This window comes from Litchfieldella anticariensis FP35 = DSM 16096 (assembly GCF_000409775.1).
GTDB lineage: Bacteria > Pseudomonadota > Gammaproteobacteria > Pseudomonadales > Halomonadaceae > Litchfieldella > Litchfieldella anticariensis.
In genome coordinates this window covers 791247-813387 of the sequence record NZ_KE332377.1, presented here as the reverse complement: position 1 = coordinate 813387, position 22141 = coordinate 791247, and the positions used below count along the sequence as shown (strand labels likewise).

Sequence of the window (22141 nt, the reverse complement as noted above, 5' to 3'; positions counted from 1 at the left end):
CTCTCAGTGTGGCGTCAACCCCTTGCCGGCCAGCCATTCGGGATTGAAGAGCCGAGAATAATAGCGAGCACCGCCATCGCATAGCACGGTAACGATGGTGTGGCCTGAGCCCAGTTGCTCAGCGAGTTGCATGGCTGCCGCTACGTTGATCCCAGAAGAGCTGCCCAGAAACAGCCCCTCTTCATGCAGCAGGCGATAGACATACGTGACCGCCTGCTGATCGTCGATCATTAGGGCATCATCTAGGGGTGAGTCTGCGAGGTTAGCGGTGACACGGGAACTGCCAATACCCTCGGTAATCGAGTTGCCACCCACGACTTCCGGCTGGCCGGTTGTGACATAGCGGTACAGCGCACTGCCAGTGGGGTCGGCGAGCACGCAGCGAATATTCTCACGTTGCTCCTTCAGGTAGCGCGCCACTCCCGCCAGGGTACCGCCAGTACCGGTGGCGGCGATGAATGCATCGATGTGTCCTCCGGTCTGCGTCCAGATCTCCGGCCCGGTAGTTTCGTAATGTGCTTGGCGGTTGGCAAGGTTGTCGAATTGGTTGGCCCAGATGGCATTGTCCAGATCATTAGCCATACGTGCGGCGATCTTCTGGTAATTATTGGGATCGCGATAAGGCACTGCAGCAACGGTATGCACTTCGGCACCCAGGGTGCGCAACAGGTCGATTTTCTCTCGGGTCTGTGTCTCAGGAATCACTATCACGCAGCGATAGCCGCGTGCGTTACAGATGTGCGCCAAACCGATGCCGGTATTGCCGGCGGTACCCTCGACGACAGTACCTCCCGGCTGCAGAGCGCCGCGGCGTTCGGCATCGAGCACGATATAAAGTGCCGCGCGATCCTTGACCGAGCCGCCGGGATTCATGAACTCGGCCTTGCCCAGGATCTCGCAACCGCTTTCGTCGGATAGCCGTTGTAGGCGGATCAGGGGAGTGTTGCCGACCGCGCCAGCGAAACCGTCGGATAGTTTCATACTGCCCTCTCCTCGACTGGCGTTGTACTTGAAGGATAGACATAGCCGTGAACAGGAAGCCAAGCCCCTGCAATGTCACCGCCATAGGATGCGGAATTGACTAAAATACGAGTCAGGGTGATCTTCATTCACGACAGGAGGCTGGGTCATGATTCAGTCGGTTCTGTTGGCTATCGACATGTCGCCATCTGGCAAGGTGGCGAGCCAGTATGCAATCGATCTGGCACGTAAGCTCGAAGGGGGCGTTCATATCGTCTTCGTCACTGATTCCCGTCTCACGGAGGTGGGGTTCTATGGGGAGGATGCGCGCCCGGAGATGATCGAAGCGGCCTTGCGGCTCAGGCGGGAAAATCTGGAACAGCTAGAGGCCGAGGGGCAACGCCTGCTGGCGTCGATGCAAGCGGAGATCAAGGCTGCTGGTGTCGATTGCCGTGGCGAAATGCTTAGTGGCGTACCTGCCGTGCGTATCCTCGATGCCGCTGCCGATAGCGACTTGATCGTCATGGGGCGACGTGGTGAGTCCGCGGGCCTGGGCGATAGCAAGGGGCTGGGTGAGGTCGTGGAACGTGTGCTGCGAACTGCGGAACAGCCAGTATTGCTGGCAGGTGCCGAGTTTCAGGACATTTCGAGGATCCTGCTGGGGGTTGATGGCACCAAGCCTGCCCGCGAAGCGATGGTCTATGCCATCGAACTGGCGCAGCGCCTGTTACTGCCGTTGACGGCCGTCAGCGTGCATCATGACGACGTCATCGCCAATCGTCACTTGCGAACCGTTACGCAATATGCCGAAAGTCATCGGATTGAGGTCGAGACAGAAGTCCGCAAAGGAGATCCTGCCGATGTGATTCTGGAGATGGCGCAGCCGGGTGATCTGATCACCATAGGTGCCTTCGGCGACGGTCGAATCCGCGAGTGGTTGCTGGGCTCGACCACGGAAGCCATTTTGCGATCAGCGGTGCAGCCGGTGTTGTTGCATCGATAGTTGTTGCCTCGATAGCGTCATTCACGGGGTTGCTTCAGTTCGCTCCACGCCGAGTAGGTGCTGAGAAAGACTCGGCCGGTGAGTTCGTCGAGGAAATCACTGTTCTTCAATCGGTCCATGACCGGCCCCTTCACCTCGGCTAGATGCAGGGTGACGCCGGAGTCTTTGAGTCGGGCATTGATGGCATCGAGACTCTCGAGTGCCGAGGCGTCGATCAGATTGACTGCCGAGCAGATCAGTACCACATGTTCGAGTTCCGGGTGGCTGGCGACCAAGGTATAGACGGTATCCTCGAGGTAGCGGGCATTGGCGAAGTACAGGCTTTCGTCAACGCGTAGCAAAGCCACATGACTGACACTTTCCACCTCGTGTCGTGCCATGTTGCGAAAGTGTTCGGTACCGGGTACGCGTCCCACCAGAGCACTGTGGGGGCGGCTGGTGCGATACAGGAATAATCCGATAGACAGCGTCACACCGGCAATGATGCCGGCTTCCACCCCTTCCACAAGCGTCAGTGCAATGGTCGCTGCCATGGCAGCGAAATCGCTGCGCGAGTAACGCCAAGTCTGACGGATCATCTGGGTATCGACCAGGGTAAGGATCGACACCGTAATGGTGGCGGCCAGGGTGGCGATCGGCAAATGGTGGAGCAGTGGTGTGAAGGACAGGGTGACAAGTCCGATACCGAGTGCGGCGAAGGCCCCGGCGGCGGGTGTCTGGGCGCCGGCATCGAAGTTGATCACAGTGCGTGATAGTCCACCGGTCACCGGCATACCCGAGGAAATGGCAGCAGCGATATTGGCGCTTCCCAAGCCGATCAATTCCTGATTGGGGGAAATGCGTTGTCGGCGCTTGGCAGCAAGCATTTGGCCCATGGAAACCGACTCGACGAAACCAACGATGCTGATCAACAGGGCTGGGATCAACAGCTCTCGCCATAAAGGCAGATCAAGGCTGGGGAAGGAGAAGGGGGGTAAGCCCTGGGGGATGATACCCACCACGGCAACGCCCTTTTCTGCTAATGCAAACTGCCAGCTTAGCAGGGTCGTTGCTACCACTGCGAAGACCGGTCCGGCTTTCGCTATTAGCGAGGCGAGTCCCTTGCCGACTCCTAACCACTGCAGTAGAGCTTTCCCCCGGCTTCGCATGAGAACGAGAAAGCCGAGGCAGCCCGCGCCGATGGCCAGGGTTGGCCAGTGGATATTGGCGATGTTGGCGGTCAGGCTAACGGCGAGTTCGACTACCGTGAACCCGGATCCAGAGATCCCCAATAGATTGGCTGCTTGGCTGGTAGCGATCAGGATGCCTGAGGCAGTCAAAAATCCCGAGATCACTGGGTGGCTTAGGAAGTTGGCGAAAAATCCCAGTTTCATCAATCCCATGGCGGCCAGCATCAGCCCGGAGAGTAGGGCGAGTGCCGTTGCTGCCTCGAGATAGGCGGTACTGCCCGGCGTTGCGACGTTGACCAATGCTGCACCGGTCATTAAAGCGAGAATCGCTACTGGTCCCACTGCCAGAGTGCGGCTGGTGCCAAAGAGAGTGTAAGCAAGCAGTGGGAGAAGGCTGGCATAAAGTCCCACCACGGCGGGAAGACCAGCAAGGATGGCGTAGGCCAAAGACTGTGGAATCACCATGATGGTGACGATGACACCGGCCAGCAGATCGGCGCCAAACAGCCGCAACGTATAGTGTGGCAGCCACGTCAGTATCGGCAAATAACGTTTGAGCATCGCAGGCCCTTGTTTGGCGGGCGATCAAAAGCGTGAGCGTACAGGAAAATGGCGAATGATTTCAGCCTGGAGTCGCTGTCTACCAACTTTCTCTCGAGACGCCTTGAGCGTCCCGCGGACGTTTGCCGTCCTGTGGGCTGAACTTTGGTGGATGCACCCAAAGTACTAAACAGATCCTCGAGAAAATGCCGATAAGCTCTCTTGGGAACAACAACAGAGAGCAAGTCTATGGGCAAGATCGTGATGGTGTTGTCTCTGGCATTGGCAGCGATGGCTGTGGCTGTCCTCAATCTGGTGTCGGGGCCGTGGGGAAATTACCTGTCGATGCTACTGGCGGCATTGAGCGGGGCGAGCTTGATGTCGGCCGGGGCATTGTCGATCTATTCAGCGGATGGCGACATCTTGGCCGGTAAAGGCAAGCAGCCTTGGTTTCCCCCGCAGCATGATTATCTGTCGCTCAAGGGAATGGCTCATCGTCTGATCAAACGTGCAGGACGCACGGCTATTGCCTCGGCCGAGGTGTCGCACCATGCCGATCGCCTGGATCAGCGCCTGGCGCGCCAGGACAGCGTGGTCAAGGAAGCGGTGTCGAGCATGGCCGCAATCACTGCGGCGATCGAGCAAGTCTCGGCGAGTGCGGCTCAGGTGGCGGAGTTGGCCAGTCATTCGCGAGAGTCGAATCTGGCCAGCCGCGAAGCACTGGACCAAGTGATCGAGGAGATGCGTTCGCTCGCCTCCCGGTCGGAGGAGGCGCTTGAGCTGTTGGAGGCGCTGGGCCGCAAGAGCGATAGTGTGCGGCATGTCACCGCACTGATCGAGGAAATCGCAGAGCAGACCAATCTGCTGTCGCTCAATGCCTCCATTGAGGCGGCACGTGCCGGTGAGCATGGGCGTGGTTTCGCTGTGGTGGCGGGTGAAGTACGTGAGCTGGCCAAACGCACGGCCGATGCTACGCACCAGGTCGAGACGTTGGTTGGCGAGATTGGCGACAGCAGCCATCGTGTGGTCGATACCATCGGCCATCTCATGAAGCGTGTTGGCGATCGAGCCAAGGAAGTGGAATCAGTCGGAAGCCACTTGAGTGACCTGACCCGTGATTTCGATAGCGTCGAGCAGCAGATCGGCAGCATCGCCACGGCCATGGCCGATACCAGCGTGCACGGTCGTCAGGTAGCAGAAGTCTTGAACACGTTAGAGACCGAGGTGTACGAAGGCACCCGTGACATGCACGACTTGGCGGCCCAGGCTCATGCCTTGATGGAAGCTGCCGAAGGCGTTGATGGCGAGCTTGCCCAGCAGCGCTTGGATGGACGCCACCAGCAGGTATTTCTGGCGGCCAGAGCGGCGGCGGATCGCATCGGTACGTTGTTCGAACAGGCGCTCAAGCGCGGTGAGCTCGACCGCAATGCGCTATTCGCCGATGAATACGAGCTCATCGACCAGACCAATCCACCCAAATATCGAACGGCCTACGACGACTTTACCGATCGACATCTTCCCGCCATACAGGAACCGCTGTTGCAGTCGCTGGGTGTTGCCTATGCCATTACTTGTAATCAGCGCGGCTACGTGCCGACTCATAACCTGAAAGTCAGCCAGCCACTGACCGGCGACTACACACACGACCTGCAACACAGTCGCAGCAAGCGCATCTTCGATGATCCCACGGGAAGCCGGTGCGGTGCACACCAAGCCCCTTTGTTGGTGCAGACATACAAGCGCGATACCGGCGAGGTGATGCACGACTTGTCGGTACCGATCTTCGTCAAGGGAGAGCACTGGGGAGGTTTTCGTGTCGGTTATCAACCCGAAGCGGCTTGATGATTGAGAGGTATTGCCTCGAGGGAGCTTTAGATCGTGCCTCTAAATTGTGCTAAAGGGCGCATGGAAGGCGATTCTGCCATGTTTACGCTCAAGTTTTTCCCCCATAGGCCGTTAACCCGAATTACAGTGTAGTTAATTAAAATAACCTTTCTTAAAAGGGCGGGAGCCGGCGGAGGGGGCATGGCGAAAGACACGAGACCATCGGGCCAGGGGTTACAGGATGCTCTATTGGGGCAGCCTGCTGACGTACTGTTCGACGACGATGCGCTTTCGGCTGATGTCGCTTCTGCTGGCGAGGAAGTGGCAGAACCTTTGCGGCGGTTATCAGGTGGGAGAGATGAGCCGCTGAAGTCAGAAGACTGTCTTCAACATCAGATGATTCGTGCCGCACTTCAATGGAAAGCCTTGGCATGTGGTAAGCAGGATCTTCAGCAATGGAGAGCCGAGGCCTCGGATATCACTCATATCCTGAAAGATTTCGTCGATTTCGTTGCGTTGACACGTGCGGTGGCTATGCAGCACAGCAAGGCTGGTTGGCCACGCCTTGAGCATCTGCTGGGACTGGCTGCGCTACGCTTGAAACTGGATCCTTCTCCGGCACTTGCCAAGATGGTAGCCGAAAGAGTGGGCCTGATGATCCAGCATCCGGGAGTTGTCGATCACCTCGAGATTGCGGCAGCTTGCTCAATCCGCTTGGCTACCGTGCGCAATGCGCTATCGCGTCGAGAGATGCGTTTTCGCCGAGGTGAAGGCGTCGAAATCGGCGAGGCCATGGATTGGATGATCAAGCGCAAGGGGTTTCTCTATCCCGCCATCAATGCCGCCAGCCGCGAACGTCGTATCAATGGGCGGCTCGCTGCAGCGCATCTAGCACAGTTGTCAGAGGTGGAGCATCGTCGCCAGATCAGCCGGTTGCGATTGAGCGAGTGGCAAGTGCGTGCCACAGGGCAGCGTTTCGCAATTAATTCCCAAGGAATACAGCATTGCCTGATGATGGTGTCCCTGGACGATGCTGAGCCGCTGAAACTCCTGGGTGCTCAGGCGCTAGAAAATCGTAGCGACGACCCTGCGGCCCGGCTTTATCAGGAGAGCTTTCTTACAGCACCGGGGCAACAGCTGTGGCAGTTCCAGGTGCCAACCATGGCGGTTCTCGAAGGGCTGATCGATTACTTCGCCAAGGGTTCGGTGCGGGAAGAGTCCCTTTCGAAGTATTCTGGAACCCGTGCCTAGCCACTGCGTCATCCTTGATCAGGTGCTGCCCTACGCGGCTTGGAGCGTGTTTGCCACGCCGACCACGAGTAGAGCGCCAGCCCTGACCAGATCAGGACAAAGGTGGTGAGCTGGGTCGTTGTCAGAGGCTCGTGGAATATCAGCAAGGCGATGAAGAACTGAATGCTGGGATTCAAGTACATCAAGAAACCCAGAGTGGCCAGGCGAAGGCGACGAGCGGCGCCAGCGAACGCCATCAGGGGCAGCGCCGTGATCACACCACTGGCGATAAGCAGCAGAGTCGTTTGATGCGTCGATAAGAAGTGCGAGGCATCACTGGCACTCAACCAGGCTAGGGCGATGAGCCCCAAGGGAAGCAACAGCAGCGTTTCGACGAACAGGCCCGATAGCCCATCCAGTGGTACTTGCTTGCGTAGCAAGCCGTAGGTGCCGAAGGAAAGCGCCAAGGTCAGCGTGATCCAGGGCAATTCACCCAGTATCAACAGCTGGATGGCAATAGCCAGCATGGCGAGGATGACAGCGACTCCCTGCAGCCAAGCCATTTTTTCACGCAGTATCAGCATGCCCAAGGCGACATTGACCAGTGGGGTAAGGAAGTACCCTAAGCTGGCTTGGAAAACCTGGCGACTTTCCACGGCATAGATATAGATCCCCCAATTGAGCCCGATCAATAGCGCACACGCCAGAACACGCCCCAGGCGCCTTGGCTCGGCCAAAGCCCGTACGACCGGGGCCCAGCGTCTCAAGAGTGTCACCAGACCGACCAGGAACACGCACGACCAAATGACCCGATGAATCAAAACTTCCCAGGCGGGAATGCCCTCGAACAGGGCGAAAAAGAGCGGGAAGCAACCCCACATCAAATAGGCGGTTAGCCCAAAGCCCACACCTTTGCTGGCTTCTGGATCGATGGGTGGGGAAGCGCCTGGGGCGAGACTCATCGTGACCTCATTATCGAAAACCTCTAATCTAACACAATGCGGCTACGAACCCAGCGCTACTGGGGGGACGCCATCTGGAAGCTGCGACGAAACGAAGACTCGTTTAGGCTGTCGACGAGAACTGGGCCGCCATGACGAGCGATAGGAGGACAAGGAAATGAGCAAGTTACGCACTACGTTGGTGCAGTGCGACCTGCGTTGGGAGAATCCCGAGGCCAACTGCCAGATGCTCGAGGAGTTACTTGGTGACTTGGGAGGAGAGGAAACCGATCTGATCGTGCTGCCGGAAATGTTCGCCACCGGTTTCACCATGAATTCGCGCGAGATGGCTGAGCCAATGGAAAGTAGTCATACCGTTGCCTGGCTGCGTGAGCAGGCCGATAGGCGTGGTTGTGTGGTGACCGGCAGTGTGGCAGTACAGGATGGCAACGATTATTACAACCGCATGATATGGGCCACACCCGGTGGTCAGCCAATTCACTATGACAAGCGACATCTCTTTCGTATGGCGGGGGAACACGAGCGATATGGCATGGGCCAGAAGCGCGTCGTCGTCGAGCTCAAGGGATTCCGCCTATTGTTGACGGTGTGCTATGACCTGCGTTTCCCGGTTTGGTTGCGCCAGCAGCCCCGTGGTGATGAAAAGTTCGAGTACGATGCGATGCTATGTGTCGCGAATTGGCCGGCACCGCGACGCCAACCTTGGCGAACGCTGTTGCAGGCCCGGGCGATAGAGAATCTTTGCTACGTCATCGGTGTCAATCGGGTCGGCGAAGATGCCAAGGGCCTGGACTATGCCGGGGACTCGATGCTGGTCGATTTCAAGGGCGAACCGCTAGTCGATGAACCGCGCGATCAACCTTTCTTGCGTACCGCCACCCTCGATCGCGAGACGTTGGCCCAGTTCCGCGAAAAATTTCCGGCCTGGATGGATGCCGATCGTTTCGAGGTGCTGACCTAGATGCGCCTGGACAAGTTTCTCTGCGAGACCACGGAGTTGACTCGCACATTAGCCAAGAAGGCCATGCACCGCGAGGAGGTTAGTGTCGATGGTGAGGTGGTCAAAAATCCTGCTACCCAGGTCGACGCTCATAGTCGTGTTCAGTGGTTGGGGCGGACCTTGATATTGGTCGGCCTGCGTTATCTGATGCTGCACAAGCCGGTCAAAAAGCCGGTGGGGGTCGAATGTACGGCTCGTCGAGGGTTGTACCCGATCGTAACTGATCTGGTCGACTTGCCTAAGGTGGAGCGGCTACAGGCCGTTGGGCGGCTTGATGTAGACACGACCGGACTGGTGCTGCTGACCGACGATGGCCAATGGGCGCATCGTATCACCTCGCCGCGACGACAATGTGCGAAGGTTTATCGCGCAAGCCTAGCCGACCCTCTGGAAGGGAAGGATGCCGAAGCGGCGGTGAAGGTCTTTGGCGAGGGGATACTGCTTGATGGCGAAGAGAAGCCAACACGACCTGCTGAGCTCGAGTTGCTTTCAGATCACAAGGTCAGACTGACGATTTACGAAGGAAAGTATCATCAGGTGAAGCGCATGTTTGCCGCCATCGGCAATCGTGTCGAGGCGCTGCATCGCGAGTCGATTGGAGACATCACGCTGGATGCGACACTGGCGCCGGGCGAGTGGCGAGAATTAACGGCCGATGAAATTGCCGTTTTCTGACTTATACCGTTATCTTCCTTGCCGAACTGCTGTCAAACCTAGTCTATTCCCATTGGTTCCGTTCCCAGAGGTCAGGCGCTGGCCATCATGCCCAGGCCCGAGGATTCCACTAGGGCTTGGGTGTAGGAGTGGCGAGGAGCACCGAGTACTTGATCGCATTCGCCTTGCTCCACGACCTCCCCATCCTTGAGTACGAGCACTCGGTGAGCCATGGCCCGGACCACTGCCAGATCGTGACTGATGAACAGATAACTGAGACCACGTTTGCGCTGGAGATCACGAAGCAGGATCACGAGCTGTTTCTGTACACTGCGATCCAGCGCCGACGTGGGTTCGTCTAGCACCACGAGTTCGGGTTCGAGAATGATGGCTCTCGCCACCGCGATGCGCTGGCGTTGGCCGCCGGAGAACTCATGTGGATAGCGTGAGGCGCAATCTTGTGGCAATCCGACTTCCTTGAGTGTCGCTTGCACACGGTGTAGGACTTCTTGCTCGGAGAGTTCCGGATGGTGGAATCTCAAACCCTCACTGATGATCTCGGAAACCGGTAGACGTGGTGAGAGTGACCCGTAAGGATCCTGAAAGACGATCTGGAAACGTTTTCGATGCTTGCGAAGGTCATTTCCGGTAAGTCTGTCCAGGCGTTCGTCATCGAAACGTATTTCTCCTTGACTGGGAGTCAGGCGTAGCAGTGCCATGGCCAGTGTCGTCTTGCCCGATCCGGATTCACCGACGATACCCAGTGTTTCGCCACGAGCCAGTTCGAGCGATAACGGCTGCACGGCCACGAACGGGGCTGGCTGCTTGCCAAACAGCCAGCGCTTGGGGCGGGAGAAAGCCACCGATAGCTGTTTGGCATCAAGTAAGGAGTGCTGTGAAGCGAGAGGCTGGGGTTGGCCCTCTGGCTCAGCATTGATCAGGTTTCGGGTATAGGCAGTGCGCGGATTGGCGAAGACGTCGCCGACCGGGCCGGTTTCCTGCTCACGTCCTTCGTAGAGAACGCAGACTCTGTCAGCGTGGCGTTTGACCAGGTTTAGATCGTGGGTGATGAACAGCATACCCATGCCGTAGTGGCCACGTAGTTCGTCGAGCAGATTGAGGATGTCCCGTTGCACGGTGACGTCAAGAGCGGTGGTCGGTTCATCGGCAATCAGTAGCACGGGATCGTTGGCTATCGCCATAGCAATCATCACGCGCTGGCGCTGCCCGCCGGAAAGTTGATGCGGCCAGGCATCGAGCAGTTCGTCGGGACGTGGCAGCTTGACCTGCACCAGCAATTCGCGAGTGCGTTCGCGTGCGGCACGACCGCTGAGTCCCTGATGCAGACGCAGTGTCTCGCCAATTTGTTTGGCTACGGTGTGCAGGGGGTTGAGCGATGTCATGGGCTCCTGAAAAATGAAACCCACTCGGCCACCGCGCAGAGCGCGCCATGCGCGGGCCGACAAATGATCTAGGCTTGTATCTTCCAGCCAACGGCCTCCGCTGACGGCGGCATTGGCCGGTAGCAGGTCCATGGCTCCAAGGGCGCTGACCGACTTGCCGGATCCTGATTCACCGACCAGTGCCAACGTTTCGCCGCGGCGGACTTCCAGTGACAGCCGATCGACGACCGTCACGCCATCGAAAGCGACGGAGAGATCCTGTAAGCGAAAGAGGGGTTCAACTGGCATGCGGCGTTATCCTCGTGGCTGTGCCATTAGTGGCCTGAATATGGCGTGGATCGAAGGCATCACGCAGGCCTTCACCGATGAAGACCAATAGCGACAGCATGACCGAAAGGCTGACGAAAGCCGTAATTCCTAGCCAGGGAGCTTGCAGGTTGTTCTTGCCTTGGGCCACGAGTTCGCCCAACGAGGGTGAGCCCGGCGGTAAGCCGAACCCCAGGAAGTCGAGAGCCGTGAGCGTGGTAATGGCGCCGGTGAACAGGAACGGGATAAAGGTCAGGGTAGCGACCATGGCATTGGGCAATACATGTCGCCGCATGATCAGATGAGAAGGTAATCCCAGTGCCTTGGCCGCGCGTACGTATTCGAGGTTGCGAGCGCGCAGGAATTCCGCTCGCACGACGTCGACCAAGCCTAGCCATGAGAACAATAGCATGATGCCCAATAGCCACCATAGGTTGGGCTGTACCAGGCTAGCAAGGATGATCAACAGGAACAGCACCGGTAGCCCGGACCAGATTTCGATGAGGCGTTGTCCGATGAGATCGGTCTTGCCGCCGAAATAGCCCTGAATACCGCCGAACACGACGCCCAATACCAACGACCCCACGGTCAACACCAAAGCGAAGAATACTGACAGTCGAAAGCCGTAGATCACGCGAGCCAGGACATCGCGCCCTTGGTCGTCGGTACCTAGCCAGTGACGACTGTCGGGAGGCGACGGTGAAGGCTGACGCATCTGCATGTCGAGTGTCTGATAGGAGAAGGGAATTGGTGGCCACAGAGCCCAGCCGTGGGTCTCCAACTGCTCTATGATGAAGGGGTCGTGGTAGTCGGTACCCGTGGGTAGGAACCCACCGAATTCGGTTTCGGGATAGTCCACGAGCAGCGGCGCGTACCACTGGCCGTCGTAGCGCATGATAAGAGGCTTGTCATTGGCGATCAGCTCGGCACACAAGCTGATGCCGAATAGGACCAGGAATATCCACAGCGAAATCCAGGCGCGTCGGTTGTGTCGGAAGACTGCCAGGCGGCGGCGGGAGATGGGTGAAAGGGTCATGGTTGCCGACATCGGTCAGGACTCCCGAGTCTCGAAATCGATGCGTGGATCTACCCATACATAGGTGAGATCGGAGATCAACTTGAGAATCAGTCCGATCAAGGTATAGAGGTAGAGAGTGCCGAAGATCACCGGATAGTCGCGCTGCATCACTGCTTCGAAACCCAACAGTCCCAAGCCTTCCAGCGAGAAGATCACCTCGATCAGTAGTGAGCCGGTGAAGAAGATGGTAACCAGTGCGGAAGGCATGCCGGCGATGATGATCAGCATGCCGTTGCGAAAGACATGGCCGTAGAGGACACGACGGTCGCTGGCGCCCTTGGCTCGAGCCGTCAGTACGTACTGCTTGTGAATCTCATCGAGAAAGCTGTTCTTGGTCAACATGGTCAGAGTGGCAAAACTGCCGATCGTCATGGCTATCACTGGTAAGGTGATATGCCAGAAGTAGTCCTTGATCTTGCTCCAGGTGGATAAATCCTCGAAATTGGGAGAAACGAGTCCGCGCAGTGGAAAGAGATCCCAATAACTGCCGCCGGCGAACAGGACGATCAGCAGGATGGCGAACAGGAAGCCGGGGATGGCATAGCCCACGATCACTAACCCTGAGGTCCATATGTCGAAGGATGAGCCGTGTTGCAGTGCCTTGCGAATGCCTAGTGGGATAGACACCAGGTAGACCAGTAGGGTGGTCCACAGGCCCAGCGAGATAGATACTGGCAAGCGCTCGATCATCAGTGATACGACGGGCCGATCACGAAAGAAACTGTTTCCGAAGTCAAAAGTCGCGTAGTCGCCGATCATCCCGAGAAAGCGTTCATGAGCAGGCTGGTCGAAGCCGAACTGCTTCTCCAGCTGTTCGATGAAACGCGGATCCACCCCTCGCGAGCCCCTTGACTCATCCCGTGTCACTACCTCTCCGCCACCTACGTCAAGACGCGTGCTGGCCATGGAGTCCATGCCCTCAAAGCGGGCCAGCAACTGATCGATAGGGCCGCCCGGGGCAGCCTGAACGATGATGAAGTTGAGCAGCATGATGCCCAGCAGGGTGGGAATCATCAGTAGCAGTCGGCGAAGAATATAGCTGGCCACGATGCATCCTTATCGATTGTCTTTCTGCTACTTGGCTCGCCCCTGACGGCGCAGGATCTCATCTTCCCGTTCGGGATCGACCCACCAGGATGATAGGTCGATACCGTATTCGGGGAAATCGGGATAGTCGAACTTATCCCACATGGCGATGCGGGTTTCGCCCGAATGATAATGGGGAATGACATAGAAGCCGAAGCGCAGCACTCGGTCCAACGCATGTGCACGAGTATTGAGTTCTTCGCGGCTATCGGCACGGATCAGTTTGTCCACCAAGGCATCTACCACTGGGTTGCTCAGCCCCATGATGTTGCGCGCCTGGGGCTGTTCGGCATAGGCGCTGGTCCAGAATTCGCGTTGCTCATTCCCCGGGTTATTAGACTGCGGGAACTGCGCGGTCACCAGGTCGAAATCGAAACTGCGCAAACGGTTGAGATATTGATTGACGTCGACGATACGAATACTTCCCCGAATGCCCAGTCGTGACAGGTTGCGCAGCATTGGTTGTACGACACGTTCCAGGCCCGTGTCGTATAGCAACACTTCCACTGTCAGAGTTCTGCCGTTTTCGCTATTCACCAGTACGCCATCACGCACTTCGTAGCCGGCATCAAGCAATAGATCGTAGGCTAGTTTCAGGCGATCGCGAAGGTTTTTCGGGTGATCGATGGGAAGCGGTTCAGTGAAGACGCGTTCAGGTAATTGGTCGCGAAAAGGTTCGAGGAGTTTCAGTTCGGCTTCGTTGGGGAGCCCTTCGGCGGCCATTTCTGAATTCTGGAAGAAGCTCCTGGTGCGCTTGTAGCTGTCATAGAAGATATTGGCGTTGAGCCAGGGAAAGTCGAAGGCTAGGTTGAGCGCTTCGCGCACTCGTATGTCCTGAAACTTCTCCTTGCGCAAGTTGATGGCATAGGCCTGCATGGCGGCCGGCTGGCCATCAGGAATGGTGAGGCGCTTGACATAACCCTCCTGATAGGCCGGGAAGTCGTAGCCGGTAGCCCAGGTGGCGGCTCGGGCATCGATACGAAGATCCATGACCCCGGCCTTGAAGGCTTCCATGGCTACGTCGCGATCGCGATAGTAATCGTAGATCAGGCGGTCGATGTTGTGACGGCCGCGTTTCACCGGCAGGTTTTGGCCCCAATAGTCGGGTACTCGTTCATAGACGATGCGCCGTCCAGGATCGACTTCTGCAATACGATAAGGCCCCGAGCCAGGATGCCGTGCCAGAGTGGGAGAGGTGAAATCATGTTCACTCCAGTAGTGCTTGGGCAGGATGGGCAATTGACCGACGATCAGGGGCAGCTCACGAGACAGGTTATTGCTGAATTCGAAACGTACGGTGTGCTCATCCAGAGCCGTGACCTGGTCGACATCGGCATAGTAAGCACCATAGAAGGGACTACCTTTCTCCATCAGTAGCTCGAAACTGAATACCACATCCTCAGCGGTGACCGGCTCGCCATCGTGGAAGCGTGCATCGGGCCGCAGGTCGAATTCGATCCAATGGCGTTCGGGGTCGAGACGAATGCCTTCAGCGAGCAATCCATAAACGGAAAAGGGTTCATCGGGATTGCTTTCCACTAGCGTGTCGTATATTTCGCCAATGCCGATCGCCGGGGTGCCCCTGATGATGAAAGGGTTAGTCGAGTCGAAGCTGCTGCCTACCGCGGAGCGAACCATACTGCCCCCCTTGGGGGCGTCGGGGTTGACATAGGGGAAGTGGGAAAAATCGGGTGGCAAGGCCGGTTCGTCGTAGAGTGCCAAGCCGTGAACCGTGGGCACGTCATCCTGCGCGAAGGCTGGCAAGGCCATGACGACCAGGAACAACATGGCGACAAGTGGCAGGGCAGCCAAGCGGCGATGGACAGCAAGCATGGATGACATCCTTGAGGTCATTCAAGAAATGAGGCACTGCCTGACGTTGCAGTACACCACAATATGGCGGCCAGCCTGGCCGCCCATCGCTAAAGTGTCAGCCGCAGTCGCAATTGTAAATACCGACTGTCAGCGTAGCTTCAACCCTATCCAGGCAGAGCTTTTCAAGCAGATATTGGGTCAGCTGCTGGAGGCCTGAGCCTGGGCGAATGTAGGTTGTGGTATCAACAGTATCTGACCTTCACGGATCAGGTCACCGTCCAGAGCGTTATATTCACGGATCATGGCCAGAGAAATGCCATGCATGGCGGCGATAGTCGAGAGGTTGTCACCGCGTTGTACGACATAGGTATCGCTTCCCGAAGGCGTCTTGGATGGTTGCAGCGTCTCCAGGCTGGCGACTAGCGTCTCGTGGCTTTCCGCCGGTACCAGCAAGACGTTGGAGTAGGAGGGCGATAAGGTCCCATTGAGAAGGCCAGGGTTGAGTGCTTCAAGTGCTTCACGTGTGGTGCCAGCCAATATGGCGGCATCTTTGAGGTTAAGTGTTTTCTCTAGTTCGACTTCAGCAATGGCGGGTGCATCCGCGATATCCGGTAACACGATGTCGTACTTGTCCGGCTCGGCGATGATGGCCGAAATGGCCAGCAGCTTGGGCAGGTAATGCATGGTTTCGCCGGGCAGTTCAAGATGCCAGTAGTCGTCGGATTCTCCACGGCTGGAGGCGGCGCGACGTGCCTTGTTCACGGTGCCGGCACCGGCGTTGTAGGCGGCAAGTGCGAGTTCCATGTCGCCCTCGTACCACTGCTCGGCTTGCTGCTGGATGTAGTCGAGAGCAGCATTGGTCGAGGCCACGACATCGAGACGGCCGTCATACACACCGTTGCGCGGAAGGCCCAGTGCATCAGCGGTTCCCGGCATGAATTGCCAAAGCCCGCTGGCGCCTCGAGAGCTGCGGGCTGCGGGATCGAAAGAGCTTTCCACGAAAGGTAGCAGGGCGATCTCGCCAGGTAGATCGCGGGCCTCGAGTTGCCGGGTGATCCAGCGTAGCCAGGGCGTGGCGCGTTCGGTGATTTCGGCAATGTTTTCAGGGCTGGACAGATAGCGATCTATCCATTCCTGAACACGTGGCCGGTGAGTGTCGGTCTGCCACTGAAAGGCGTCGCGTAACCGGGCCCAGGCACTTTCCGCTGCGGCTGGCTCGAGTACCAGTTCCTCCATGAAATGCGTGGGTGTTTCATCGGAACTATAGGGATAAGAGGAGAGGCCGGGGTGGGCTTGCGCAGTAGCGGCAAGGCCTACAATGGTCAAAAAAAGAGCACCCGCCAGGCAGGAGGCCTGGCGGCGGGCCGTTCGGTATGTCATGTCGCGGATTCCTCTGGGGCGCAGACGGTAGGTTTGGCGTCCATGGGGTCAGAAACGATCTTTCCAGGCTCTCAAGGTGGTGAACGTGGAAAGCGCTGAGTCGACATCACCCTGTGTGGAAGCTGCTTTTTGCACACCGGCTTGGTCGGCTCGCAGGAAGGGATTGATTTGGAACTCCCTGGCGAGATTGCTTGGCAGGGTGGGCTTGTCCTGCTCTCGGGCTCGTTGGCATTCTTCGAGATACTCGTCGATGACAGTATTCTCAGGGTCGGCAGCCTTGGCGAAACGCAGATTCGCCAGCGTGTATTCATGAGCGGCGAATACCAGCGTCTCATTGGGCAGTGCCGCCAATTTCGTGAGGGAGGCATGCATTTGTTCGGGCGAACCTTCGAACAAGCGCCCGCAGCCGCTGGAAAACAGGGTGTCGCCACAAAATAGCAGGGGAGGAATACCCGCGGCGAAGAAGGCGATATGATCCAGGGTGTGGCCGGGTACTTCGATAACTTCGAAGCGGCGCCCCAGGATCAGGCATTCGTCTCCCTCGACGAGACGTTCGTCGATTCCCTCGATATTAGGGTTTTGCGGCCCGATGACGCGTGGCCGGTATTGGCGGATGAGTTCGGCCAGGCCGCCAGTGTGGTCATGATGATGGTGCGTGATCAGAATCGTTCCAAGCTTGAGCCCTTCACGCTCTAACACGTCGATCACAGGACTGGCATCGCCGGGATCGACAACGGCAACTTCGGGGCTCGTATCCTGGCGCATTAGCCAGATATAGTTGTCGCTAAAGGCCGGAATCGGTGTCACGCTCAACATGGGATCGCTGTCCTCGCGTTGCAAGTCATCGACTTAACCATCCGTGCCGCTCCCGCTATAGTTTCAAGAGTTTCAAGCGAGGTCGTTGGTGCCGGGCCGACCGGTGGTAAATAATAAACATTGCCTAGTGACGAATAGGCTGCGCAAAACCGAATACTGTGGGGAGAACGCCGCGCTGTGTCAAATTCGGATGTTATGATATCGCTGGCGCAGTTGGTGCGCGATGGCCGCCGCTATTGGGGTTCGGCCGATGGGCAGGCTCATTGGCAGGCGGAGCGCGCTTGCTTGGGGCCAGTATGTGAGCGCCTGTTTGGCGCCTACAGTCTCGAGTTGGGGATGGCGCCACGCTTGGGGGATATGTGCCCGATACGTCACCCTATACGCTGGGCACCGACCGCAGAATTGGCAGAATCATCCCAAACTTTGGTTTGCCAACCCGATCGCTTGCCATTGCCTGACGGGGTGATGCAATTGGTGATCGTTCACCACCTGTTGGAAGTGGTGGAAGATCCACACCATGTGCTGCAAGAGGCCGCGAGAGTGACGGCCGATAGCGGGCGCTTGATCATCTTTGGCTGGGGGCCGCTGGGAGTGACTGGCCTATCGCGGGTGTGGCCTCAGCGTCGTCGTCATTTGCCATGGCGGGGGCATTGGCGTACTCCCGGCCGGTTGGGTGATTGGCTAGCGTTTGTCGACTTCGAGATCGAGCGGGTAGACTACTGCGGTTTTCACTTGCCGGGCCGAGCGCCACGCAATGCCATGCTGGAAACCCTGGGACGTCGTCATAATCTGCCATTGGGTGACACCTTCATGATACGTGCCCGGCGCAAGTCACAATTGGCGCAGATCCAACGGCCCAAGTTGGCCATTGGGTCGTCGCTCGGGGGAGCCTCGTTGGGGCATGCCACCCGGATAAGTCGCCAACCGGAAAGGATGACAGAGGGTGACTGATACCTCGCTTCCCCATGTAACCATTTATACCGACGGTGCCTGCCGTGGTAACCCTGGGCCAGGAGGTTGGGGCGCTGTGCTGGTCAGTGGCCGCCATGAGAAGGACCTGAAGGGGTTCGAAACCGATACTACCAACAATCGCATGGAACTGACGGCGGCCATCATGGCACTGCGCGAGCTCAAGCGCCCTTGTGCGATTGATCTGTGGACCGACTCCGAATACCTGCGCAAGGGAATTACCGAGTGGATTCATGGCTGGCAAAAGCGCGGCTGGAAAACATCGGCCCGTCAGCCGGTGAAGAATGCCGAGTTGTGGCGGTCCTTGCTGGACGAAGTGGCCCGACACCGCATCCAGTGGCATTGGGTAAAGGGACACAGTGGGCATCCCGGTAACGAACGGGCAGATGCACTGGCCAATGAAGCCATCGACGATCATCAAGCGTCGCGAGTCTGATCGCACGCTTTTGCCGAGAGCTGAGAAATAGCATGCGTCAGATCATTCTGGATACCGAAACCACCGGCATCGATCCCAAGGAAGGCCATCGGCTGATCGAGATCGGGGCAGTGGAGATGGTCAATCGCCGGTTTACCGGCAACAACTATCACCAGTACATCAATCCTCAACGCGATATCGATGCCGAAGCGATCGAGGTCCATGGCATTACCAACGAGCGGGTCGCCGGCGAACCTGTGTTCGCGGCCATCGCCGATGAGTTCTGGGACTACATTCGCGGCGCCGAACTGATCATCCATAACGCTGCCTTCGACGTGGGCTTCATCGATCATGAGTTCCTGATGCTCAATCAGGCTCGCAGTGAACCCATGCTGGGTCCCGTGGCAGAGCATTGTCGTGTACTCGATACCCTGAAGATGGCGCGTGACAAACATCCGGGGCAACGCAACAGCCTCGATGCTCTGTGCAAGCGCTACGACATTGACAATGGCCACCGTGTATTGCATGGCGCTTTGCTGGATGCCGAGATCCTGGCCGAGGTCTATCTGGCGATGACTGGGGGCCAGACGGCTCTATCTCTGGATGGATTGTCGCAAGAGCACGCTAGTGATGAACCTGATGCTGGGCATGCCGGTATTCGTCGGTTGGCGGCAGAACGGGGGCGATTGGCGGTACTGTGTCCCGATGATGACGAGTTGGCGGCTCATCACGCTAAGCTGGAAAAGCTTCGCCAAACGGCTGGGCAGTGTCGGTGGGATGAGTTGCCAGGCTGGGGAGCGCTGGATCGGAAGCAGCAGTGATGTTCCGCCGTGATCTGCCAACCAATGCAGACCAGGGTTTTCTGATTCGTATGGCTCAAGGGCATATCGCTCCTGGGGCGGATGGTGGTCTGCTGCAATCGCTCCAGAAATGGCCTGAGTCGGCGTTGCCGCTGGGGTGGTGGCATGATACTCCAGTGGCTCTGGTGGTTGAGGAGTCGGCGCCGGGAGCGGATTGGCTAGATGGTCGGGCGTGGTTATCGCAACTCCCCGAGTCGCAATTCTCACTCTTGTCGACTGCCCTGCAAGTGGGAACCTGGTGGCGAGACCATCGTTTCTGTGGTCGCTGCGGGAGTCGGACAGCGCGTGTGGCACACGAATTTGCCATGCGCTGCCCTATTTGCGAACACCGCAACTATCCGCGTATATCACCGTGCATCATTACTCTTGTGACGCATGGGGATGCCATGTTGTTGGCACGCAGCCCGCGTTTCCCTCCCGGCCGGTACTCGACTCTGGCAGGTTTCATCGAGCCGGGTGAGTCTGCCGAGGATGCCGTGCGGCGTGAGATTTATGAGGAAGTGGGTATCGCGGTGGGGCGTGTCAGTTATTACCGTAGCCAAGCCTGGCCCTTCCCCCATTCGTTGATGCTGGGTTTTTTTGCCGAGGCTGCTAGCCGCCGTATTCGTATCGATGGCGAGGAAATTGTCGATGCGGCGTGGTTCTCGCCGGGGAAGTTGCCGCAATTGCCGCCGCTCTATTCCATTTCCCGGACCCTGATCGAGATGCACTTGGGAAGTGTGGCGCGTAAGGTCCGGTGAAGGCGGCGAGCGGCCTTTGGGCAGAGAGCTGTGCTTATGTGGTAGGGAAGAGGCTCGTCAGCTTAGTAGCCAGCATGACATTGCCTGATGCCTTGAGTTTGCCAGTCATGAAGGCGGTCATACCATTGACTTCGCCGTTCATGATGCCTTTCAGGGTGTCGGTGCTCATCGACAGGGTGACTGAAGGATCATCGTGCTCACCTTGTTTGACGTCGAGATTGCCATTCTTGACGATCAAGTAGTAGTCGTCGGTGTCGTCGAAAAGAAACTGGAAGACGTCGTCCATATCTTGGGCGGCAGAGGTATCGAAACGAGCCTGAAGCTTCTCGATAATGGGGTTGGCCATGTCGTATATCCTTGATGTCGAACCACGGGTGGAAAAGGAGATTATTTAAAACACGCGTTTGGAGCAAGCTTCTTGTGTTGTATCACCGTGGTGGCACGGACAATGGAACGGGTCGTTTCTTGGAGGAGTGTTTAGTGACCGAATGGCTAACGGATTACGGTATGTTTCTGGCCCAGGCGTTGACCTTGCTGGTCGTTGCGGCATTGGTCATAGCCTTGGTGGCGAGAGTCCGGCATGAGTCCAGTGATCGCACACGACTGTGCATCGAAGAACTCAATGAACGCTACCTTCAGCGCCGTCGACGTTTGCGCTTGGCCCGTACCGCCCGGGGATTGCGCAAAGGGCAACTCAAAGCCTTTCGGCGTGCAGACAAGGATGAGAAACGCCAGGCAAAAGGGCAGTCTGAACGATCCTGTGTCTGGGTGTTGGATTTTCATGGGGATTTGAAGGCTTCCGGGGCCTTACGCCTGGCCGAGGAAATCTCCGCCCTGTTGGGGGTCGTCAAAGAAGGTGACGAGGTGGTGATCCGGTTGGAGTCGGCTGGAGGGTTAGTACATGCCTATGGTCTGGCGGCTGCCCAATTGGATCGACTGCGTGCGGCTGGAGTGAGCACCACGGTCTGTGTCGATAAAGTAGCGGCCAGTGGTGGTTATCTGATGGCTTGTTGCGCTGACCGGCTGCATGTCGCGCCATTCGCCGTGTTGGGTTCGATCGGTGTGGTGGCGCAGTTGCCCAACGTTCATCGCTTGCTCAAGCGCCATGATATCGATGTCGAGGTACTTACCGCCGGTCGCTATAAGCGTACCCTCACCGTTTTTGGAGAAAACACGGAAGAGGGCAGGGAGAAGTTCGTTGAAGATCTGGAAAACACTCACGAGTTGTTCAAGCGCTATGTCGCCGAGCGGCGGTCTGGGTTGGATATCGATAGCGCGGCGACTGGGGAGATCTGGTATGGCAGCGATGCCGTGCAGCGTGGATTGGCGGATAGCTTGGGCACCAGTGAGGCCTACCTGATGGAGCGTATGAGCGATGCCAGGATACTGACCGTGCGCTTGGAAACACGCAAAGGATTGAGCGAGCGCTTGGGGTTGGCCATCGCCAAGGGAGTGGAGCGAGGAGTGGAACGCACCATCGAGGTGGCCGATGCCAGCCGTTGGCTACGTAAATAGCCGCTTCCGCGGAGCGATCACATCGATGTGATCGCTTTCCGCATGTCACGATCATGCCAAGTAGAGTTTGGCCAGGGCATCGATGATGCGCTTGGCATGTTCTCCTTGCAGCGAGTAATAGATAGTCTGTGAGGAGCGACGAGTCGTCACCATGCCTTCGCGTCGCAAAATGGCCAGGTGTTGGGAAAGCGCCGACTGACTCAGACTTAGCTTGGCATTGAGCTCCGACACCGACAATTCGGTACCGTTGAGCAAGCACAAAATACGCAACCGGTTTTCGTTGGCCATCGCCTTGAGCAAGGCGGTGGCTTCGCCGAGTACCGGATCCCCTGCATCCAGCAGTTGGCTAGCGGGTTGGCGTGTGCTCATGTCATGTCTCCTGGTCGTCAGGCTTTGCGGGTAGCGGCCGCCATTCA

General features: G+C 57.6%; 22 protein-coding genes. 11 read left to right on the top strand and 11 right to left on the bottom strand.

Features of this window, described 5'->3' with window-relative positions:
* Window positions 1–3: 3 nt before the first annotated feature.
* Window positions 4–981, bottom strand: coding sequence for a cysteine synthase A (locus L861_RS03760; protein ID WP_016415228.1), 978 nt, complete (start codon window positions 979–981; stop codon window positions 4–6).
* A 148-nt stretch (window positions 982–1129) separates the two neighbouring features.
* On the opposite strand from L861_RS03760, the gene L861_RS23500 reads away from it, so the two are divergent.
* Window positions 1130–1963 carry a universal stress protein gene (locus L861_RS23500; RefSeq protein ID WP_016415227.1) on the top strand — a complete coding sequence of 278 codons (834 nt, stop codon included), beginning with the start codon at window positions 1130–1132 and terminating at the stop codon, window positions 1961–1963.
* 17 nt (window positions 1964–1980) lie between these two features.
* On the opposite strand, the gene L861_RS03750 is transcribed toward L861_RS23500, so the two are convergent.
* Window positions 1981–3693 (bottom strand): SulP family inorganic anion transporter, encoded by a 1713-nt coding sequence (locus L861_RS03750; RefSeq protein WP_016415226.1) that lies wholly within the window; start codon window positions 3691–3693, stop codon window positions 1981–1983.
* Between the two features lie 228 nt (window positions 3694–3921).
* Here L861_RS03750 and L861_RS03745 point away from each other — a divergent pair, with 228 nt between their 5' ends.
* Together L861_RS03745 and L861_RS03740 are read left to right on the top strand one after the other, a co-directional pair.
* Entirely contained in the window at window positions 3922–5514 is a 1593-nt protein-coding gene (locus L861_RS03745) for a methyl-accepting chemotaxis protein (protein WP_016415225.1), read from the top strand.
* A gap of 183 nt (window positions 5515–5697) precedes the next feature.
* Window positions 5698–6747 carry a hypothetical protein gene (locus L861_RS03740; RefSeq protein WP_144062949.1) on the top strand — a complete coding sequence of 350 codons (1050 nt, stop codon included), beginning with the start codon at window positions 5698–5700 and terminating at the stop codon, window positions 6745–6747.
* A gap of 8 nt (window positions 6748–6755) precedes the next feature.
* Here the strand turns inward: L861_RS03740 and rarD are convergent, their stop codons facing one another.
* On the bottom strand, window positions 6756–7688 hold the full coding sequence (gene rarD, locus L861_RS03735; RefSeq protein ID WP_016415223.1) for an EamA family transporter RarD: 933 nt from the start codon (window positions 7686–7688) through the stop codon (window positions 6756–6758).
* 157 nt (window positions 7689–7845) lie between these two features.
* Here rarD and L861_RS03730 point away from each other — a divergent pair, with 157 nt between their 5' ends.
* Together L861_RS03730 and L861_RS03725 are read left to right on the top strand one after the other, a co-directional pair.
* Window positions 7846–8649: an amidohydrolase gene (locus L861_RS03730; protein WP_016415222.1), complete on the top strand. Its 804-nt coding sequence runs from the start codon at window positions 7846–7848 to the stop codon at window positions 8647–8649.
* On the top strand, window positions 8650–9363 hold the full coding sequence (locus L861_RS03725; RefSeq protein ID WP_016415221.1) for a pseudouridine synthase: 714 nt from the start codon (window positions 8650–8652) through the stop codon (window positions 9361–9363).
* A 71-nt stretch (window positions 9364–9434) separates the two neighbouring features.
* On the opposite strand, the gene L861_RS03720 is transcribed toward L861_RS03725, so the two are convergent.
* The 4 genes from L861_RS03720 to L861_RS03705 are packed head-to-tail and all read right to left on the bottom strand — an operon-like array spanning window position 9435 to window position 15003.
* Window positions 9435–11033 (bottom strand): ABC transporter ATP-binding protein, encoded by a 1599-nt coding sequence (locus L861_RS03720; RefSeq protein ID WP_016415220.1) that lies wholly within the window; start codon window positions 11031–11033, stop codon window positions 9435–9437.
* Complete coding sequence (locus tag L861_RS03715; RefSeq protein ID WP_016415219.1) at window positions 11023–12099, bottom strand: ABC transporter permease; 1077 nt, start codon at window positions 12097–12099, stop codon at window positions 11023–11025. Before L861_RS03715 ends, L861_RS03720 begins: the two co-directional genes overlap by 11 nt.
* A gap of 3 nt (window positions 12100–12102) precedes the next feature.
* A complete protein-coding gene (locus tag L861_RS03710; RefSeq protein ID WP_016415218.1) occupies window positions 12103–13176 on the bottom strand; it encodes a microcin C ABC transporter permease YejB in 1074 nt (357 codons plus the stop codon).
* 27 nt (window positions 13177–13203) lie between these two features.
* Entirely contained in the window at window positions 13204–15003 is a 1800-nt protein-coding gene (locus L861_RS03705) for an extracellular solute-binding protein (protein WP_051149291.1), read from the bottom strand.
* Between the two features lie 43 nt (window positions 15004–15046).
* Here L861_RS03705 and L861_RS03700 point away from each other — a divergent pair, with 43 nt between their 5' ends.
* The gene (locus L861_RS03700; protein ID WP_016415216.1) at window positions 15047–15247 is read left to right on the top strand and encodes a hypothetical protein; all 201 of its coding nucleotides are present in this window, start codon (window positions 15047–15049) and stop codon (window positions 15245–15247) included.
* Here L861_RS03700 and L861_RS03695 read toward each other — a convergent pair.
* Window positions 15229–16410 carry a transglycosylase SLT domain-containing protein gene (locus L861_RS03695; RefSeq protein ID WP_016415215.1) on the bottom strand — a complete coding sequence of 394 codons (1182 nt, stop codon included), beginning with the start codon at window positions 16408–16410 and terminating at the stop codon, window positions 15229–15231. The genes L861_RS03700 and L861_RS03695 overlap by 19 nt on opposite strands.
* Before the next feature lie 48 nt (window positions 16411–16458).
* Complete coding sequence (gene gloB / locus L861_RS03690) at window positions 16459–17226, bottom strand: hydroxyacylglutathione hydrolase (protein ID WP_016415214.1); 768 nt, start codon at window positions 17224–17226, stop codon at window positions 16459–16461.
* A gap of 177 nt (window positions 17227–17403) precedes the next feature.
* On the opposite strand from gloB, the gene L861_RS03685 reads away from it, so the two are divergent.
* The 4 genes from L861_RS03685 to nudC are packed head-to-tail and all read left to right on the top strand — an operon-like array spanning window position 17404 to window position 20210.
* Entirely contained in the window at window positions 17404–18177 is a 774-nt protein-coding gene (locus tag L861_RS03685) for a class I SAM-dependent methyltransferase (protein WP_027947454.1), read from the top strand.
* Window positions 18170–18631, top strand: a complete 462-nt coding sequence (gene rnhA / locus L861_RS03680; RefSeq protein WP_016415212.1) for a ribonuclease HI — start codon at window positions 18170–18172, stop codon at window positions 18629–18631. The genes L861_RS03685 and rnhA overlap by 8 nt, the downstream gene beginning before the upstream one ends.
* Window positions 18632–18663: 32 nt before the next feature.
* Window positions 18664–19431: a DNA polymerase III subunit epsilon gene (gene dnaQ / locus L861_RS03675; protein WP_016415211.1), complete on the top strand. Its 768-nt coding sequence runs from the start codon at window positions 18664–18666 to the stop codon at window positions 19429–19431.
* Entirely contained in the window at window positions 19431–20210 is a 780-nt protein-coding gene (gene nudC / locus L861_RS03670) for an NAD(+) diphosphatase (RefSeq protein WP_016415210.1), read from the top strand. Before dnaQ ends, nudC begins: the two co-directional genes overlap by 1 nt.
* Window positions 20211–20244: 34 nt before the next feature.
* On the opposite strand, the gene L861_RS03665 is transcribed toward nudC, so the two are convergent.
* Window positions 20245–20556 (bottom strand): SCP2 sterol-binding domain-containing protein, encoded by a 312-nt coding sequence (locus tag L861_RS03665; protein ID WP_016415209.1) that lies wholly within the window; start codon window positions 20554–20556, stop codon window positions 20245–20247.
* Window positions 20557–20690: 134 nt separating this feature from the next.
* Here L861_RS03665 and sohB point away from each other — a divergent pair, with 134 nt between their 5' ends.
* Window positions 20691–21725: a protease SohB gene (sohB, locus tag L861_RS03660; protein ID WP_016415208.1), complete on the top strand. Its 1035-nt coding sequence runs from the start codon at window positions 20691–20693 to the stop codon at window positions 21723–21725.
* Between the two features lie 51 nt (window positions 21726–21776).
* On the opposite strand, the gene L861_RS03655 is transcribed toward sohB, so the two are convergent.
* Complete coding sequence (locus tag L861_RS03655) at window positions 21777–22094, bottom strand: ArsR/SmtB family transcription factor (RefSeq protein ID WP_016415207.1); 318 nt, start codon at window positions 22092–22094, stop codon at window positions 21777–21779.
* Between the last annotated feature and the right edge of the window lie 47 nt (window positions 22095–22141).